Source organism: Tenacibaculum caenipelagi (assembly GCF_004363005.1).
GTDB classification, from domain to species: domain Bacteria; phylum Bacteroidota; class Bacteroidia; order Flavobacteriales; family Flavobacteriaceae; genus Polaribacter; species Polaribacter caenipelagi.
On sequence record NZ_SNYH01000001.1, the window covers coordinates 622,623 to 640,297 of the forward strand.

Sequence of the window (17,675 nt, forward strand, 5' to 3'; positions counted from 1 at the left end):
TAAATTTTAGTTGCTTTTATTTACACCTAAGTAATCTTGCACGGTTCTAAACCCGATGTAACTTCTAGCAGTATCAGCATACTCCCAGTCACGTGAACTTACTTCTAAGAAATACGCTACATCTTTCCAAGATCCACCACGGATAATCTTTCTTCTATTCTCTTTGATCTCAACATTTGGGTTCATTGTAGATCCCATGTAATAAGACATTTGGTTATATGCTGTATTAGTCCATTCAGATACATTTCCTGCCATGTTAAACAATCCGTATTCATTTGGATTATAAGACATTGCTTCTACTGTATATAAAGCTCCATCAGCAGCATAATCTCCACGTACTGGTTTAAAGTTTGCTAAGAAACAACCTCTATCACTAGTGGTACTAGGTCCACCCCAAGGATATTTTCCATAATCTAATCCACCACGAGCTGCATATTCCCATTCTGCTTCAGTAGGTAATCTAAATGCAGGTACTAAACCTAATTTCTTTCTTGAACGTTGGTAATTATTTTTTGTTTGAGTTCTCCAGTGACAGAAAGCTTTTGCTTGATTCCAAGTTACACCCACTACTGGATAATTCTCATACGCTTTATGCCCGAAATATTCTTGGTGCATTGGATCATTATAAGAATAGTTAAAGTCTTTAATCCAAACTGTAGTATCTGGATACACATTAATTACTTCATCTTTCAAGAAATCTTTTCTATTCTTTCCTGTTCTTGCCGCAGCTTCATTATCAAACCAATAATACCTATAATTTAACAACTTAGTATTAAACGTTCTAATTCCGTTTAAGGCTTCATCTTTCTTGATATATAGAGAATCCATAACTTCTACATAATCTGCATCAGGATATTCTTGAGAGTTCCAAACTAGTTCTTCTTCCCAATTTAATGGCTTTAAAGAATCTAATCCTTCTCCTAATTCGTAGTAATTTTCACGCATATACTTTTCATATGGCGTTTCATTTACTGTATCTTTTGAAGCAAATGCATATAATTGAATTCCTTCTGCATTTTTACCTGTGCTTGCTACATCACTACCTCCCATAGAAGCAAACTCTGCTTGATACGCTAACTTAGTTCTAGTTACCGAGTCTCTTACCCAAAACACAAATGCCTTGTATTCACTGTTTGTTATTTCTGTTTCATCCATATAAAATGGCTGAACAGTAACCGTTTTTGTTGGTGCATTCATAGCCCCTAAAGGATCCTCATCTTGTTTACCCATTGTAAATGATCCTCCTGGTATTTTAGCCATTCCGTATGGTTTTTCAGCAAACCATTTTCTTTTAGATTTTGCTCCAACCAACTCTCCTCTATCTCCACTTGACCCACAAGAGTAGATAACAGACACTAACAATACAAATGCTACTATTTTTTTCATACTATATCTTTCTTATAAAAGAGGCGTAAACCTATTATTTTTTTTATTAAAAAACAATCACGAACTATTATTTTTAAGCGCTTATAGATAACTCTCTACTAAACAAGCTTTTGCAAAGCCTTATACCATCTTTCAGGTGTTTTTTGTTGTAACGCTTGCTCATAATCTCGATAGTTACAAGGTATTAACGCATGTCTTTTGTGTTTATTATTTGATATTAAATTTATTTCCATCCACCAACGACCACTTTTATCACTTTTATAAAAGTTTATTGGGTCATCATCGTTTAAAAGTACCGTGAATTTTTGGTAATTTTCTTTAGTTACAAATGGGTAGTCTTTTGCCCTAGAATTAACTCCTTCGATAAAGTACCAAATCATTTGAGCTATTAAGTTTGCCGTTTGGCAATTTGAATCGAGTTTACTATTGTACTCATATACTCCAAACGAAGTAACTTTATCGCTAATTCCTGCATAGCGTGCTATTGCACAAATTTCTTCTCCGTAAAAACCATTGGGCGAAGCATTTTTATTGGCTGGAGCTTCACTTTGACGAATACTACCTACATCAACACTTACTACATCTGCATCACGCATTATTGGCTCGACCAACGTAACATCTTTTACTTCGCCTAACCTGTAAGCATCAAAATACAATTTATCTAACAAATCTATTTCCTCTTGAGAGTTGAAATATGTTTGATAACCTATATTACTAAAATTAAATAAATTATTTGGCTCCTCCATTACAATCCTACTCACATAGGATTTTGAAGTTAACTCTTCTTCTAACGTTCCTAAATCGAATCGACTATCTACAGTTACTAAGTTAACTGTTTGCTCTAAATTATCGTAAGCTCTATAATTAGCATAGGTAATATCTTGCCCACCGCCTATTATAATAGGAAGGATGTTTTTTTTCAGTAAAAACTCTACAGATGATTTAACTGCGAAATAAGTATCTTCTAAAGTACTCCCTTTCTCAATATTTCCTAAATCGGCAATTTTAACATGCCAATTCCCTGGAAATAATTGATATAAATGTTTACGAATTTCGTGCAATTCTTTTCCACAACCATGATTATCTACAGCTCCTCTATCGTCTTTAACTCCTAAGATAGCTATAGAAATCTCTGCTAAATCTGGAAAACCATTTTGAACAGTATGAAGCTGAACTCTCTTACCTAACACAGAAGAAGGCTGTAATATTGCATGAGCAATTACAGATTCTTCAATAGGGGTAAAGAAGTCAATATTCATCATTTGGGGAATTTAGGGGTCGCAATATACTAAACTATTTTTTTTCTGAAAGCCTCTTTATTTTTTTTTAGTTGCTTTCTTTTTAACTGCTTTCTTTTTAGGTGTTTTAGCTTCAATTAACTTAACAGCTTCTTCTTGCGTTAGCTTTTCTATTTCTGTAGTTTTTGGGAGTTCTACTTTAATTTTTCCTTTAATTACATTGAAACGTCCCCAACGTGCTTTCTCCACTCGAATGCCTACTTCTTCAAAATTATGAATTAGTTTTTCTCGTTCCTTTTTCTTTTTATCTTCTATTAATTCTTCTAAATCTGCCTGACTTAGATTATCAAAATCGTATTTTTTATTTACGTTAATAAAAATAGAATTCCATTTAATAAAAGGCCCAAAACGACCAACTCCTTTCTGAATTGGCATTCCTTCATATTCACCTATAGGCGCATCTGCTTTACGCTTGGCTTCAATTAACTCAATAGCTCTATCCATATCAACTGACATAGGATTCTCATCCTTATCTAAAGACACATACTTCCCATCAAACTTAATATAAGGTCCAAAACGTCCGTTAGCTACTTCTACCTCACCTCCTTCATACTTACCCAATACTTTTGGCAATTTAAACAAATCCATTGCTTCTTCATAAGTAATAGAATTCATGGTTTGCTCACCTTGTAAACTTGCAAAACGAGGTTTTTCCTCATCCGTAGCCTCCCCTATTTGAACCATCGCTCCGTAACGTCCTAAACGTACATATACATTTTTTCCACTTTCAGGATCCACTCCTAACAAACGTTCTCCTTTTGCTCTCTCTGCATTAGCAGCTACATCTTCAACAACTACATGAAAGTTTTTGTAAAAATCTTTAATCATTGCCGTCCAGTCTTCTTTTCCTTCAGCAATATCATCAAACTCATTCTCTACTTTAGCAGTAAAACCGTAATCTAAAATTGTTTCGAAATTAGCTACTAAGAAATCATTTACAATATTTCCTATATCAGTAGGAACTAACTTTCCTTTATCTGAACCTACTCGCTCTGTTAACATTTGTTCAGAGACTGTTTGATTGGCTAAACTTAGTTGCGTATAGTTTCTTTCTTTTCCTTCAACAGTTCCTTTTTCTACATACTCTCTTCTTTGAATCGTCGAAATTGTTGGTGCATAAGTAGAAGGACGTCCAATACCTAACTCTTCTAATTGCTTTACCAAAGCAGCTTCCGTATATCTTGCAGGCGGACGTGTGTATCGTTCTGTTGCAGTAATTAACTCATTTATTAACGATTCATTTATTTTCATTTTTGGCAACATTCCTGCTTGCTCTTCATCTTCATTATCTGTTCCTTCTAAATAAACCTTTAAGAAACCTTCAAAAGTAATCACCTCTCCGTTTGCCGTAAATTGTTTTTTATTCTTTGTATTATCAATCTTCACGACTGTACGCTCTAATTGCGCTTCACTCATTTGTGAAGCTAGGGTACGTTTCCAAATCAAACTATATAATCTATTTTGGTCATAATCTACAGAAACCTCATTACGTTTCATATCTGTAGGGCGAATGGCTTCGTGCGCCTCTTGTGCTCCTTTAGTTTTGTTTGAAAAATTACGAGGCTTACTATATTCTGCTCCGTAAGAAGCAGTAATTTCTTCTTGCGCTGCATTTTTAGCGTCATCAGATAGGTTAACACTATCGGTTCTCATATAAGTTATCAATCCCGCTTCATACAAACGCTGCGCTACCATCATTGTCTTAGCTACAGGAAAGCCTAACTTTCTTGACGCCTCCTGTTGTAATGTTGATGTAGTAAATGGTGGTGCAGGTGATTTTTTAGCCGGTTTCTTTTGTAAATCAGCTACAGAAAACTCAGCATCTATACAAGAATTTAAAAAGTTTTCTGCTTCTTTTTTTGTCGAAAAATTCTTCGCTAACTTCGCTTTAAACTTTTTCCCTTCAGCATTTACAAACTCTGCATCTACTCTATAAGAAGCTTCTGTTTCAAAACTTTCTATTTCTCGCTCACGTTCAACGATTAAACGTACCGCCACCGATTGCACTCTACCTGCTGACAGCCCTGGTTTTACTTTTCTCCATAACACAGGAGACAACTCATAACCTACTATTCTATCTAACACACGTCGTGCTTGTTGTGCATCAACTAAATTATAATTGATAGTACGTGGATTTTCAATTGCTTTTAAAATCGCTTGTTTAGTAATAGAGTTAAAAACAATACGTCTTGTGTTTTCTTCTTTTAGCTTTAATTGTTCAGCTAAATGCCATGCAATAGCCTCTCCCTCACGATCCTCATCGGAAGCTAACCAGATAGTCTCTGCTTTCTTTGCTAAATCTTTTAGTTTTTTAACTACCGCTTTTTTATCGGTAGAAACTATATACTTGGGTTTAAAATCTCCTTCAACATCTACTCCTAATTCTTTAGAAGGTAAGTCTGCAATGTGACCAAAACTCGATTCAACCTGAAAATCTTTTCCTAAAAATTTCTCTATTGTTTTTGCCTTAGCAGGTGACTCAACTATTACTAAATTTTTTGCCATACGTCTTTATCTCTTATCTCTATTTACACCTTATTAATATAGGTATATTTCAATTTGCAAAAGTATATAGTTTTTTTTTAATGAATCATTTTTAGCAAAACTTTACCTTTTATTAAACAAAACTATCCATGTCAATTTGTCACAAATCACACTTTTTGGTTGTATATTTGCTCCCTATTTAGCACGATTTTAGGATTTATGGAACACGTAGAAAAAATAATTGATGAGAAAAAACAAGGAAAAGCCCTTGTTACAGATCACAAAGACGGAAACACCAAAAAACTTTTTATAGAAAGCTATGGTTGTCAAATGAATATGAATGATAGCGAAATTGTGGCGTCAATTTTAGCAGAACAAGGTTTTAACACTACTCAGAGTTTAGAAGATGCCGATTTGGTATTGGTAAACACATGCTCTATTCGTGAAAAAGCAGAGACCACTGTTCGTAACAGACTACAAAAATACAATGCTGTAAAAAAAATAAACCCAACTATGAAAGTTGGTGTATTGGGCTGTATGGCAGAACGATTAAAAGAGAAATTCTTAGAAGAAGAAAAAATCGTTGATTTAGTCGTTGGACCAGATGCTTATCGTGATTTGCCAAATCTAATTGAAGAGGTTGATGCTGGGCGCGATGCAGTGAACGTTATCTTATCAAAAGAAGAAACCTATGCAGATGTTTCTCCGGTACGCTTAAATTCAAATGGAGTTTCAGCTTTTGTGTCAATTACCCGTGGTTGTGATAATATGTGTACGTTCTGTGTAGTTCCTTTTACTCGTGGTCGTGAACGTAGTCGTGACCCTAAAAGTATTATTGAAGAAATCCGCAGCATGCAAGAAAAGAACTTCAAAGAAATCACTTTATTAGGTCAAAATGTCGATTCTTATTTATGGTATGGTGGCGGATTGAAAAAAGATTTCAAAAAGGCTTCTGAATTAGCACAGGCTTCAGCTGTAGACTTTGCTCAGTTATTAGATATGTGCGCTACTGAATTTCCTAAAATACGTTTCCGTTTTTCTACCTCAAATCCACAGGATATGACGTTAGACGTAATTCATGTAATGGCGAAACACAAAAACATTTGTAAATACATTCACTTACCTGTTCAAAGCGGAAGCAATGCTATGCTAAAAGCCATGAACCGTCAACATACTCGTGAAGAGTATATGGAGTTGGTTGATAATATTTATAAAATCATTCCTGAAATGGCGTTAAGTCAAGATATGATTGCTGGTTTCTGTGGAGAAACAGAACAAGATCATCAAGATACTTTAGATTTGATGCGTCATGTAAAATATAGTTTCGGATTTATGTTCGCATACTCTGAAAGACCAGGAACACTTGCTGCTAAAAAAATGGAAGATGATGTTCCGTTAGAAACTAAAAAACGTCGTTTACAAGAAATCATCGATTTACAACAAGAACACAGTTTATACAGAACAAAAGAGAATCTTGGTCAAATTCAAGAAGTGTTGATTGAAGGAACATCAAAGAAAAACCCTAACGAATGGAAAGGTCGTAATACACAAAACACCGTAGTTGTTTTTCCTAAGGAAAATTATAAAATGGGTGATTTTGTAAATGTTCGTATTGACGACTGTACAAGTACCACTTTAATAGGTACTCCTGTTGGGTATTCAGAAAACAATTAATTTTAGACCAAAATGAATCAAGAATAAACATATTTTATCTTAATTCTTGATTTCAAAAACCTTGATTGAAAAATAAATGGAAAACCTACAAGCTATAAAACAACGCTTTGGTATCATTGGTAATGATATACACTTAAATCGCGCTATTGAAAAAGCGATTCGTGTTGCTCCTACCGATATTTCAGTACTTGTTACTGGAGAAAGTGGTGTTGGAAAAGAAAATATCCCAAGAATTATTCATCAATTATCACACAGAAAACATGCAAAATATATTGCGGTAAACTGTGGTGCCATTCCTGAAGGAACCATTGATAGTGAATTATTCGGGCATGAAAAAGGTGCCTTTACTGGTGCCACACAAACCCGAAAAGGATATTTTGAAGTAGCAGACGGCGGAACCATTTTTTTAGACGAAGTGGGTGAATTACCATTAACAACTCAAGTACGTTTGTTACGTGTATTAGAAAATGGTGAATTTATTAAAGTAGGTTCTTCTCAAGTGCAAAAAACAAACGTTCGTATTGTAGCTGCAACTAATGTAAATATGCATGAGGCTATTTCTAAAGAAAAGTTTCGTGAAGACTTGTATTATCGTTTAAGTACTATTGAAATACCTTTACCTTCCTTAAGAGATCGCGGAGAAGACATTCATCTATTATTCAGGAAATTTGCTGCTGATTTTGCCCAAAAATACCGAATGCCTACTATTCGATTGGAGGAAAATGCAGTAAAAATATTGTTAAGCTACAACTTTCCTGGTAACATTCGTCAATTAAAAAATATAGCAGAACAAATATCAATTGTTGAAGAAGATAGATTAATTACACCTGAAAAGCTATTGCAATATTTGCCCAAAAACCGTAGTAATTTACCTGCTGTTATTGGAGGAAAATCAAGTAGTCAATCTGATTTTGCTAACGAACGAGATATTATGTATAAAATCTTGTTCGATATGCGTAACGATATTAACGACTTGAAAAAATTAACGCTCGATTTAATGCAAAGCAGTGACTCTGAGCAAGTTCAAGAAGACAACCATCGATTAATTGAACGTATTTACCAAGATCATGATTTACCTGAAGTTTCAAATGTTGAAGTAGTGCAAATTCCAAAAGTTCCGTCACCACAAAATGATTATGATTATGCCGAAACTATAGAAGAAGATGAAAGTTTATCATTGCAAGACAAAGAAATTGAAATGATACGAAAGTCTCTAGAAAAAAATAACGGAAAACGTAAACTAGCCGCTAAAGAACTAGGAATTTCTGAAAGAACCTTATACCGAAAGATTAAACAGTATGATTTATAATTCATTTGTTTATTTTTACCTTACACTCAATTCTCAATGAAAAAAATTCTATATACAATATCATTAGTTATTGGTTTAACAACAATAATAGGTTGTGGCGCTTATTCTTTTACTGGAGGAAATACAGGAAATGCGAAAACTATCCAAGTTGATTTTTTCCCGAATCAAGCTCCAATAATAGAACCTACATTAAGTCAAAAATTCACACAAGATTTACAAGATTTATTTACTCGTCAAACTAATTTAACGTTGGTAAACACGGGTGGTGATTTACATTTTTCTGGTGAAATTGTCGATTACCGAATCACCCCTATGAGTGCAACGGCACAACAAACTGCTGCACAAAACAGGTTAACAATTTCTGTAAATGTAAACTTTGTAAATACTCTTGAAGAAAAAGATAATTTTGAAAAACGTTTTTCTTTTTATTACGATTACGGAGCCAATCAGCAATTAACTGGTAGTGTATTAGAAACTGCTTTGGATGAAATTTTAGAACGAATTACACAAGATATTTTTAACGCCTCAGTGGCAAAATGGTAAACTTGGATACAAACAAATACATACAGTTATTAGAAAAACCTGAATCTGTTTCAACAGAACACAGTTCAGAAATAACTGCTATTATTCAAGAATACCCTTATTTTCAATCTGCAAGAGCTTTACGTTTAAAAATCTTAAAAAATCAAGAAAGCTACAAATACAATAATGAGTTAAAAATTACAGCTTCTTATACAACCGACAGAACGGTTTTATTTGATTTTATTACTTCTGAAGCTTTTAAGGAAATTCCTAAAAAAGAGGAAAAACTAAGTATAAAAGACAAAATTCTTCCGAAGAAAAAAACAACAGAAGTTGAAATTATTGAAGAAGATTTAGCAATTGGAAAACCACTCTCTTTTAATCAAAATGAAACATTTTCTTTTAATCAATGGTTACAACTATCCTCAAAAACAGCCATTGTAAGAGATAACACGAACGTTGAAAAAGCGCAAAAAGAAGAACCTTCAATAAAGTCAGAATATGATGCAATCATTGATCGTTTTATAGAAACTGCTCCTAAAATATCTCGTCCAAGTAAAACATCAGCTCCAGACATTAAAGTAGCCGAAAACCAACAAAGTAATCAGTTAGCTACTGAGACTTTAGCCAAAGTTTATCTAGAGCAAAAGAAATATGACAGTGCTATTCAAGCATATAAAATATTAAGTTTGAAATATCCAGAAAAAAGTGGTTTCTTTGCAGACCAAATTAAAAGAATACAAATTTTACAAAACAATAAATAGATGACAACGTATACTTTACTTTTAGTTTTAATATTGATTGTTGCAATAGCATTAATCTTAATTGTAATGGTTCAAAATCCTAAAGGTGGAGGATTATCTTCATCATTTGGAGGCGGTGGTGCTCAAAATATTGGAGGTGTACAAAATACAAACAGCTTTTTAGACAGAACTACTTGGACATTAGCTATTACTATGTTTGCTTTAATTTTATTGGCAAACTTCGCTATTCCAAGAGGTAATGCAGCTGATACTCCTCAGTTAGATGACACTTTAAACAATATTGAAACTACAACTACTCCTGCTACACCAGCAGCAACTGATACTGCTAAAGATAGCGCTCAGTAGTCACAAAAAACAAAATACAAAATGCCAACGTAAATGACACGTTGGCATTTTTTTTATGCGTAAGTTTGACTAGTTAGAAAAATTGTCAGCAAAAGTCTAATGGCATAATTTCTGCCAAAAACTAACCAGTAAATTTTAATTTAATCAATCAAAATATATAAAATGGGATTAAACATTAAACCTTTAGCAGACAGAGTTCTTGTTGAACCAGCTGCAGCAGAAACTACTACAGCATCAGGAATTATCATCCCTGACAACGCAAAGGAAAAGCCACAAAAAGGAACTATCGTTGCCATAGGAAACGGCACTAAAGATGAGCCTTTAACCGTAAAAGTTGGCGATACTGTTTTATACGGAAAGTACGCTGGTACTGAACTTAAATTGGAAGGTAAAGACTATTTAATCATGAGAGAAAGCGACATATTCGCTATTATCTAATTTTTTTGCTACTAGCTTTTTGCTATTAGCCTCTAAACAACAAATTAAAAACTCAGCCAATTGCTATAAGCTAACGGCTAAAAAACTAAAACAAACATGGCAAAAGATATAAAATTTGATGTAGATGCTCGCGATGGATTAAAACGCGGAGTAGATGCATTAGCAAATGCAGTAAAAGTAACTTTAGGACCTAAAGGACGTAACGTAATTATTTCTAAATCATTCGGAGCTCCTCACGTAACCAAAGATGGTGTTACTGTAGCTAAAGAAGTAGAGTTAGAAGACGAGTTAGAAAACATGGGAGCTCAAATGGTTAAAGAAGTAGCTTCTAAAACTAACGATTTAGCAGGTGACGGTACTACTACTGCAACTGTATTAGCACAAGCTATTGTAAAAGAAGGATTAAAAAACGTTGCAGCAGGTGCTAATCCTATGGATTTAAAACGAGGTATCGATAAAGCAGTTGCTGCTATTACTAAAGATTTAGCGAAACAATCTCAAGAAGTAGGAAACTCTTCCGAAAAAATACAACAAGTTGCTTCTATCTCTGCTAATAATGACCAAGTTATTGGTGATTTAATTGCTACTGCTTTTGATAAGGTTGGTAAAGAAGGTGTTATTACCGTTGAAGAAGCTAAAGGAATGGACACTTATGTAGATGTTGTTGAAGGAATGCAGTTCGATCGTGGATACTTATCTCCATACTTCGTAACAAATGCTGATAAAATGATTGCTGATTTAGAAAATCCATACATTTTATTATTCGATAAAAAGATTTCTAACTTACAAGAAATCTTACCTATTTTAGAACCAGTAGCGCAATCAGGAAGACCTTTATTAATTGTTGCTGAAGATGTTGATGGACAAGCATTAGCTACTTTAGTAGTTAACAAATTACGTGGTGGTTTAAAAATTGCTGCAGTTAAGGCTCCTGGATTTGGAGATCGTAGAAAAGCAATGTTAGAAGACATCGCAATTTTAACTGGTGGTACTGTAATTTCTGAAGAAAGAGGATTCTCTTTAGAAAATGCAACTTTAGATTTATTAGGTACTGCTGAAACTGTAACTATTGACAAAGACAACACGACTATCGTAAATGGTTCTGGTGACGAAGCACAAATTAAAGCTCGTGTAAACCAAATTAAAGCACAAATTGAAACGACTACTTCTGATTACGACCGTGAAAAATTACAAGAGCGTTTAGCTAAGTTAGCTGGTGGAGTTGCTGTATTATATGTAGGTGCTGCTTCTGAAGTAGAAATGAAAGAAAAGAAAGACCGTGTAGATGATGCTTTACACGCTACTCGTGCTGCCGTAGAAGAAGGTATTGTTGCTGGAGGTGGTGTTGCATTAGTACGCGCTAAAAAAGTGTTAGAAACTATCACAACTGAAAATTTAGATGAAACTACAGGTATCCAAATCGTAAACAGAGCAATCGAAGCTCCGTTACGTACGATTGTTGAAAATGCTGGAGGAGAAGGTTCTGTAGTAATCAACAAGGTTTTAGAAGGAAATCAAAACTTTGGTTACGACGCTAAATCTGAAACATATGTAGATATGTTAGAAGCTGGTATTATTGATCCTAAAAAAGTAACTCGTGTAGCTTTAGAAAATGCTGCTTCTGTTGCTGGTATGATTTTAACTACGGAGTGTGCTTTAGTTGACATTAAAGAAGATAATCCAGGTGGAATGCCTCCAATGGGTGGTGGAATGCCAGGAATGATGTAATGGCGAATCGCCATAGATAATTATAAAAAACCTCGAGAAATTCTCGAGGTTTTTTTATAATATAATTTCTTTTAAATCTTACGTTCTACTACGTAATCAATCATTTGAAGTAATGATTTTTTATACTCTGAATCTTGATAATTATCTAAAATAGCCAAGGCTTTGTTTTTATAATCGTGCATTTTGGTTGTAGTATATTCCAATCCACCTTTTTGCTTTACAAAAGCAATTACTTCCTTTACACGTTTCTTGTTAGTGTTGTGTTTTTTTACAGAGTTAATCAGCCAAGATTTTTCTTCTTTAGAACAATTATTCAAGGTATAAATTAACGGAAGAGTCATCTTTTGTTCTTTAATATCTATTCCTGTTGGCTTCCCTATTTTTTCTTCGGTATAATCAAATAAATCATCTTTAATTTGGAATGCAATACCAATGTACTCTCCAAACTTACGCATCTGCTGAACGGTTTCATTATTCGCTCCAACTGATGCTGCTCCAATACCACAACAAGCCGCTATTAACGTCGCTGTTTTTTGGCGGATAATTTCAAAATACACCTCTTCTGTAATATCTAATTTACGCGCTTTTTCAATCTGCAACAACTCACCTTCACTCATTTCTCTAACCGCAATAGATATGAGTTTTAGCAAATCAAAATCTTCATTATCTATCGAAAGTAACAAACCTTTTGACAATAAAAAATCACCTACCAATACGGCAATCTTATTTTTCCAAAGAGCATTGATTGAAAAAAAACCACGACGACGATTACTATCATCAACTACATCATCATGCACCAACGTTGCTGTATGAATCAACTCAACTACTGAGGCACCTCTATAAGTACGCTCATCAAATCCTCCGTTAGAAACCATCTTTGCCACCAAAAACACAAACATTGGTCGCATTTGTTTTCCTTTTCTACGGACGATATAATAGGTAATTCGATTTAATAACGGAACCTTAGACAACATCGAATCTTTGAACTTAGTTTCAAAGAGTTCCATTTCTTTAGCAATCGGAAGTTTTATTTGCTCTACTGGCTTCATCTAGGAATCAAAAATAAGAAATATATTAGGATTTGGTATCTTTGAAAAAACAATTATTTAAATGAAAAACTTTTTCTTATTCTGTAGTCTTTTCTTACTAATTTTCATCAGTGTTGCTCAAGAAAAAAACACCTCTTTTCCAAATGATTTTTTGGGAGTTTACAAAGGTACATTAGTTATTTCTACTAGTAAGGGCACAAAGGAAATCCCAATGGAATTTCACTTAACCAAAACAGATAGTATACATCGTTTCAATTACATATTGTCGTATAATGGACAACCCAGAAATTATACATTAATAGCTAAAGACTTAGAAAAAGGAATATATGAAGTTGATGAAAACAACGGAATTATTCTTCCTTCTAAATTTGCTAATAAAACATTGCATAGTTTTTTCGAAGTACAAGGTAACTTCCTTAGCTCTCGTCTAGCTTTTTCTGAGAATCAATTAGATTTCGAAATTTTGTTTACGGCTACCAAAAACAAAACAACAACAGGTAAAGGAACCAAAGAAATTCCGTTTGTGTATGGATATCCTATCTCTGTTGTTCAAAAAGCTATCTTAAAAAGAGAACTTAATTAACTCTTGTTTGCTAATTGTCCGCAAGCAGCATCAATATCTTTACCACGAGAACGACGTACATTTACCACTATATCATGCATTTCTAAGTTAGAAATGTAATTATTAATGGCTCTTTCTGAAGCTTGTTGAAACTCACCATCATCGATAGGGTTGTATTCAATTAAGTTCACCTTACATGGAATGTATTTACAGAATTCAACCAGAGCATTGATGTCTTCTTTACGGTCGTTAATTCCGTTCCACACTACATATTCGTAAGTCACTTTTCGTTTGGTCTTTTCATACCAATACTCCAATGCTTCACGTAAATCTTTTAGCGGAAAGGTAGCATTAAAAGGCATAATAGATGTTCGAACTTCTTCAATAGCTGAATGTAACGAAACCGCTAAATTGAAACGCACCTCATCATCTGCCATTTTTTTTATAATTTTCGGAACTCCAGAGGTTGACACCGTAATTCTGCGTGCCGCCATTCCTAAGCCTTCTGGTGAGGTAATTTTATCTATCGCCTTGATTACATTATTATAGTTCATCAAAGGCTCTCCCATGCCCATAAAAACAATATTTGATAACTTATGATTATGGTATAACCTACTTTGTTTGTCTATAGCTACTACCTGATCGTAAATTTCATCCGCATTTAAATTACGCATACGTTTTAAACGTGCCGTAGCACAAAACTTACAATCTAAACTACAACCTACTTGACTTGACACACAAGCAGTTGTCCTTGTCTCTGTTGGAATTAGAACTGACTCTACTATCAACCCATCGTGTAACTTAATGGCATTTTTTATGGTACCATCATTACTGCGTTGCATAGTGTCAACTTCAATATGATTTATCACAAAATTATCATCTAACATCTGACGTGTTACTTTTGATAGGTTTGTCATATCATCAAATGAATGTGCTGCTTTATGCCACAACCATTCATATACCTGATTTCCTCGAAAGGCTTTATCGCCATTTTCAACAAAAAAATCACGAAGTTGATCTTTGGTTAACGCGCGTATGTCTTTTTTCTTCACTGTCATCAGGTACAAAAATACGCAAAACCTCACAAGTAACTTGTGAGGTTTTGCAAATGATTATATAAACTATCTTATAAAATTAACATCGCATCTCCGTACGAGTAGAATTTATACTTTTCTTTGATTGCTTCATGGTATGCTTCCATCATAAAATCGTGACCAGCAAACGCTGAAACCATCATTAATAAGGTAGATTTTGGAGTATGGAAATTTGTTACCATACAGTTAGCTATGCTAAAGTCGTATGGAGGAAAAATAAACTTGTTTGTCCATCCTTCATAAGCATTTAATTGCTTACTTGAAGATACTGAAGACTCTACAGTTCTCATTACTGTAGTACCTACTGCACATACTCTTTTTCTCTTTTCAATAGCATTATTTACAATATCTGCACTTACTTGTGGAATCACAATTTGCTCAGAGTCCATTTTATGCTTAGATAAATCTTCTACTTCTACAGGGTTAAATGTTCCTAACCCAACGTGCAACGTAGTTTCAGCAAAATCTACACCTTTAATCTCTAAACGTTTCATCAAATGCTTAGAAAAGTGCAATCCTGCCGTTGGCGCTGCTACAGCTCCTTCATTTTTAGCAAAAATAGTTTGGTAACGTTCTTCATCTTCAGGCTCTACCTCACGCTTAATATATTTTGGCAATGGAGTTTCTCCTAATTCGATTAATTTTTTTCTGAATTCTTCGTAAGAACCATCAAATAAGAAACGTAATGTTCTACCACGAGAAGTCGTATTATCAATTACTTCTGCTACTAAACTATCATCATCTCCAAAGAATAACTTGTTTCCTATTCTTATTTTTCTTGCTGGATCTACTAATACATCCCACAAACGATTTTCAGCATTTAATTCACGTAATAAAAACACTTCAATACGAGCTCCAGTTTTTTCCTTATTTCCGTACATACGAGCTGGAAAAACTTTCGTATTATTTAACATCATTACATCTCCCTCATCAAAATAGTCGATTAAATCTTTAAATAATTTATGTTCGATTTTTTGCGTATCACGGTGTAATACCATTAAACGTGCTTCATCTCTATGCTCTGAAGGATATTCTGCCAATAACTCTTTAGGCAATTCAAAATCAAAATTTGATAATTTCATTTGTAAAATTTTCTTAACGTTGGCAAATATACAATTTCAACATAGGGGTTGTCAAGTGATTGTCGTTTTATTTTACAGTAATACTTTTTATTCCTACACTTGTCATATCATTCCAAAAGTTTCGATATGATTTAGTTACCACCTCTGCTTCTAAAATTTCAATCGGTACTTTTAAGGCTAACGGAGCAAATGCCATTGCCATTCGGTGATCGTTATAGGTTGCTATTTGAACATTTTCTTTAATTACTGACGAAGTTTTTAAGTGTAAACTTTCATTAGTTACCGAAATATCTGCTCCTAATTTGGTTAACTCCTCACGTAGGGCTTCTAAACGATCTGTCTCCTTAATTTTTAAGGTGTGTAATCCTGTTAAATCACAAGCTATACCTAAACCAAAACAAGTAACAGCAATAGTTTGCGCAATATCTGGAGCATTTTTTAAATCTTGTACCAATACCGTTGATTTTCCTTCATTTTCTTTTGTTAAAAGAATTGAATTTTCTTCAAAAATTGTGGTTACTCCAAAATGTTTATAGATATCTGCTAAACAACTATCTCCTTGCAGACTATCTTTTTTGTAGGCTGATAATTTGACTGATGCCCCCACCTTACTCAATGCTATAATGGAATAGAAATAAGAAGCAGAACTCCAGTCTGATTCAACTACAATCGTTTGATTATTTATGATTGATTTAGGAGCAACTTTAATAAGTTGATCGTTAAAACTTGCTTCAATATCTAGTTGATGTAAAAGTTGTAAAGTCATATTGATATATGGAACCGAAGTTATTTTACCCACCAACTCAATTGTTAATCCGTTTTGCAAACTTGGTGCGACTAACATCAATGCCGAAATATATTGACTACTTACATTTCCGTTAATCGAAATTTTATTTTTTGTAAGTTTTTTTCCTGTAATTTTTAATGGTGGATATCCTTCTTTTTCAACATATTCAATTTCAGCACCTAAATCACGTAATGCATCTACCAATATTTCGATAGGTCTGTTATGCATTCGCTCTGAACCTTGTAAAACTTTTACAACATCTTCTTGTGTTGCAAAAAAGGCTGTTAAAAAACGCATTGCAGTACCTGCATGACCAATATCAGCTATGTCATTAGCTAATGATAATGCTTCTTGTAAATGATGTGTATCGTCTGAATCTGATAAATTTTCAATATATAAATTTGGATATATCTGTTGCAAGATTAACAATCGATTTGATTCACTTTTTGAACCAGAAATAGTTATATCCTTGGCTGACTTTAACAACTCTACTTGTAATTTTAAATCCATACAGACTTACTTCATTTTTTTATTAACGATGTACATACCGTATACCATAGCTATAACTACTTTACTTAACCAAAATCGAATCCACTGTTTGTTCGCAAAATGCACATTGTAAACGGTTTCAAAATCTCCTGAAAAAATAGCTCCTCCTGTTTTAAATAATAAAGAAAACACTGCTACAATTATTAAAAATGGAATTCCAATCTTTAATACATTTAACCAAAAACTTCCTTTTTGTATGTTTTTTATAAGGCTCATCTATTGTAGTTTTTCATTGTTATGATGACGATCGTGATCTCGTTTTGTCTTAATGTCTAATTTTTTATCAAAAGCTTCTTGTAAATTCACTCCCGTTTGATTTGCTAAACATAAAACGACAAACATAACATCGGCAAGTTCTTCGCCTAAATCTTTGTTCTTGTCACTTTCTTTTTCGCTCTGTTCACCATAACGACGCGCAATAATTCGAGCAACCTCCCCTACTTCTTCAGTTAATTGCGCCATGTTTGTTAACTCATTAAAGTAACGAACTCCATGATTCTTTATCCATTCATCTACTTGTTTTTGTGCGTCTTGAATATTCATTTTTTACTGTTTTTAGTATACTTTGATAAAAGTTTCAAAGATAAAACTTCTGTGTCTTAAT

General features: G+C 33.8%; 17 protein-coding genes. 8 read left to right on the forward strand and 9 right to left on the reverse strand.

The genetic code is table 11. The features are described from left to right. Positions 1-6: 6 nt before the first annotated feature. The 3 genes from porK to topA form a co-directional block, all read right to left on the reverse strand. Complete coding sequence (gene porK / locus DFQ07_RS02810; RefSeq protein WP_133534753.1) at positions 7-1,386, reverse strand: T9SS ring complex lipoprotein PorK/GldK; 1,380 nt, start codon at positions 1,384-1,386, stop codon at positions 7-9. Between the two features lie 98 nt (positions 1,387-1,484). Then, on the reverse strand, positions 1,485-2,645 hold the full coding sequence (locus DFQ07_RS02815) for a formimidoylglutamase (protein ID WP_133534904.1): 1,161 nt from the start codon (positions 2,643-2,645) through the stop codon (positions 1,485-1,487). A 57-nt stretch (positions 2,646-2,702) separates the two neighbouring features. Beyond that, positions 2,703-5,189: a type I DNA topoisomerase gene (topA, locus tag DFQ07_RS02820; RefSeq protein ID WP_133534754.1), complete on the reverse strand. Its 2,487-nt coding sequence runs from the start codon at positions 5,187-5,189 to the stop codon at positions 2,703-2,705. Between the two features lie 198 nt (positions 5,190-5,387). Between topA and miaB the strand changes: the two genes are divergently transcribed. The 7 genes from miaB to groL all read left to right on the forward strand — a co-directional run bounded on the left by miaB (position 5,388) and on the right by groL (position 11,948). After that, positions 5,388-6,842, forward strand: a complete 1,455-nt coding sequence (gene miaB / locus DFQ07_RS02825) for a tRNA (N6-isopentenyl adenosine(37)-C2)-methylthiotransferase MiaB (protein ID WP_133534755.1) — start codon at positions 5,388-5,390, stop codon at positions 6,840-6,842. A gap of 76 nt (positions 6,843-6,918) precedes the next feature. Then, positions 6,919-8,151, forward strand: coding sequence for a sigma-54 interaction domain-containing protein (locus DFQ07_RS02830; RefSeq protein ID WP_133534756.1), 1,233 nt, complete (start codon positions 6,919-6,921; stop codon positions 8,149-8,151). Positions 8,152-8,187: 36 nt separating this feature from the next. Beyond that, positions 8,188-8,694, forward strand: coding sequence for an LptE family protein (locus DFQ07_RS02835; RefSeq protein ID WP_133534757.1), 507 nt, complete (start codon positions 8,188-8,190; stop codon positions 8,692-8,694). Continuing rightward, positions 8,688-9,437: a hypothetical protein gene (locus DFQ07_RS02840; RefSeq protein WP_317126679.1), complete on the forward strand. Its 750-nt coding sequence runs from the start codon at positions 8,688-8,690 to the stop codon at positions 9,435-9,437. The genes DFQ07_RS02835 and DFQ07_RS02840 overlap by 7 nt, the downstream gene beginning before the upstream one ends. Further along, positions 9,438-9,782, forward strand: a complete 345-nt coding sequence (secG, locus tag DFQ07_RS02845) for a preprotein translocase subunit SecG (protein ID WP_133534759.1) — start codon at positions 9,438-9,440, stop codon at positions 9,780-9,782. A gap of 162 nt (positions 9,783-9,944) precedes the next feature. Continuing rightward, positions 9,945-10,220 carry a co-chaperone GroES gene (locus DFQ07_RS02850; RefSeq protein WP_133534760.1) on the forward strand — a complete coding sequence of 92 codons (276 nt, stop codon included), beginning with the start codon at positions 9,945-9,947 and terminating at the stop codon, positions 10,218-10,220. A 96-nt stretch (positions 10,221-10,316) separates the two neighbouring features. After that, a complete protein-coding gene (gene groL, locus DFQ07_RS02855; RefSeq protein ID WP_133534761.1) occupies positions 10,317-11,948 on the forward strand; it encodes a chaperonin GroEL in 1,632 nt (543 codons plus the stop codon). 71 nt (positions 11,949-12,019) lie between these two features. On the opposite strand, the gene DFQ07_RS02860 is transcribed toward groL, so the two are convergent. After that, positions 12,020-12,997 (reverse strand): polyprenyl synthetase family protein, encoded by a 978-nt coding sequence (locus tag DFQ07_RS02860; RefSeq protein WP_133534762.1) that lies wholly within the window; start codon positions 12,995-12,997, stop codon positions 12,020-12,022. Positions 12,998-13,058: 61 nt separating this feature from the next. Here DFQ07_RS02860 and DFQ07_RS02865 point away from each other — a divergent pair, with 61 nt between their 5' ends. After that, on the forward strand, positions 13,059-13,580 hold the full coding sequence (locus DFQ07_RS02865) for a hypothetical protein (protein WP_133534763.1): 522 nt from the start codon (positions 13,059-13,061) through the stop codon (positions 13,578-13,580). On the opposite strand, the gene rlmN is transcribed toward DFQ07_RS02865, so the two are convergent. The 5 genes from rlmN to DFQ07_RS02890 all read right to left on the reverse strand — a co-directional run bounded on the left by rlmN (position 13,577) and on the right by DFQ07_RS02890 (position 17,614). Beyond that, entirely contained in the window at positions 13,577-14,617 is a 1,041-nt protein-coding gene (gene rlmN / locus DFQ07_RS02870; protein ID WP_133534764.1) for a 23S rRNA (adenine(2503)-C(2))-methyltransferase RlmN, read from the reverse strand. The genes DFQ07_RS02865 and rlmN overlap by 4 nt on opposite strands. Before the next feature lie 68 nt (positions 14,618-14,685). Next, positions 14,686-15,735, reverse strand: a complete 1,050-nt coding sequence (gene queA, locus DFQ07_RS02875; RefSeq protein ID WP_133534765.1) for a tRNA preQ1(34) S-adenosylmethionine ribosyltransferase-isomerase QueA — start codon at positions 15,733-15,735, stop codon at positions 14,686-14,688. A gap of 67 nt (positions 15,736-15,802) precedes the next feature. Further along, positions 15,803-17,032 carry a 3-phosphoshikimate 1-carboxyvinyltransferase gene (locus tag DFQ07_RS02880; RefSeq protein WP_133534766.1) on the reverse strand — a complete coding sequence of 410 codons (1,230 nt, stop codon included), beginning with the start codon at positions 17,030-17,032 and terminating at the stop codon, positions 15,803-15,805. A 6-nt stretch (positions 17,033-17,038) separates the two neighbouring features. Continuing rightward, complete coding sequence (locus tag DFQ07_RS02885) at positions 17,039-17,287, reverse strand: hypothetical protein (RefSeq protein WP_133534767.1); 249 nt, start codon at positions 17,285-17,287, stop codon at positions 17,039-17,041. Continuing rightward, the gene (locus DFQ07_RS02890) at positions 17,288-17,614 is read right to left on the reverse strand and encodes a nucleotide pyrophosphohydrolase (RefSeq protein WP_133534768.1); all 327 of its coding nucleotides are present in this window, start codon (positions 17,612-17,614) and stop codon (positions 17,288-17,290) included. Between the last annotated feature and the right edge of the window lie 61 nt (positions 17,615-17,675).

Coding starts and splice junctions, on each gene's coding strand:
- porK (WP_133534753.1), bottom strand. CDS start 1,386: ATGAAAAAAATAGTAGCATTTGTATTGTTAGTGTCTGTTATCTACTCT.
- DFQ07_RS02815 (WP_133534904.1), bottom strand. CDS start 2,645: ATGAATATTGACTTCTTTACCCCTATTGAAGAATCTGTAATTGCTCAT.
- topA (WP_133534754.1), bottom strand. CDS start 5,189: ATGGCAAAAAATTTAGTAATAGTTGAGTCACCTGCTAAGGCAAAAACA.
- miaB (WP_133534755.1), top strand. CDS start 5,388: ATGGAACACGTAGAAAAAATAATTGATGAGAAAAAACAAGGAAAAGCC.
- DFQ07_RS02830 (WP_133534756.1), top strand. CDS start 6,919: ATGGAAAACCTACAAGCTATAAAACAACGCTTTGGTATCATTGGTAAT.
- DFQ07_RS02835 (WP_133534757.1), top strand. CDS start 8,188: ATGAAAAAAATTCTATATACAATATCATTAGTTATTGGTTTAACAACA.
- DFQ07_RS02840 (WP_317126679.1), top strand. CDS start 8,688: ATGGTAAACTTGGATACAAACAAATACATACAGTTATTAGAAAAACCT.
- secG (WP_133534759.1), top strand. CDS start 9,438: ATGACAACGTATACTTTACTTTTAGTTTTAATATTGATTGTTGCAATA.
- DFQ07_RS02850 (WP_133534760.1), top strand. CDS start 9,945: ATGGGATTAAACATTAAACCTTTAGCAGACAGAGTTCTTGTTGAACCA.
- groL (WP_133534761.1), top strand. CDS start 10,317: ATGGCAAAAGATATAAAATTTGATGTAGATGCTCGCGATGGATTAAAA.
- DFQ07_RS02860 (WP_133534762.1), bottom strand. CDS start 12,997: ATGAAGCCAGTAGAGCAAATAAAACTTCCGATTGCTAAAGAAATGGAA.
- DFQ07_RS02865 (WP_133534763.1), top strand. CDS start 13,059: ATGAAAAACTTTTTCTTATTCTGTAGTCTTTTCTTACTAATTTTCATC.
- rlmN (WP_133534764.1), bottom strand. CDS start 14,617: ATGACAGTGAAGAAAAAAGACATACGCGCGTTAACCAAAGATCAACTT.
- queA (WP_133534765.1), bottom strand. CDS start 15,735: ATGAAATTATCAAATTTTGATTTTGAATTGCCTAAAGAGTTATTGGCA.
- DFQ07_RS02880 (WP_133534766.1), bottom strand. CDS start 17,032: ATGGATTTAAAATTACAAGTAGAGTTGTTAAAGTCAGCCAAGGATATA.
- DFQ07_RS02885 (WP_133534767.1), bottom strand. CDS start 17,287: ATGAGCCTTATAAAAAACATACAAAAAGGAAGTTTTTGGTTAAATGTA.
- DFQ07_RS02890 (WP_133534768.1), bottom strand. CDS start 17,614: ATGAATATTCAAGACGCACAAAAACAAGTAGATGAATGGATAAAGAAT.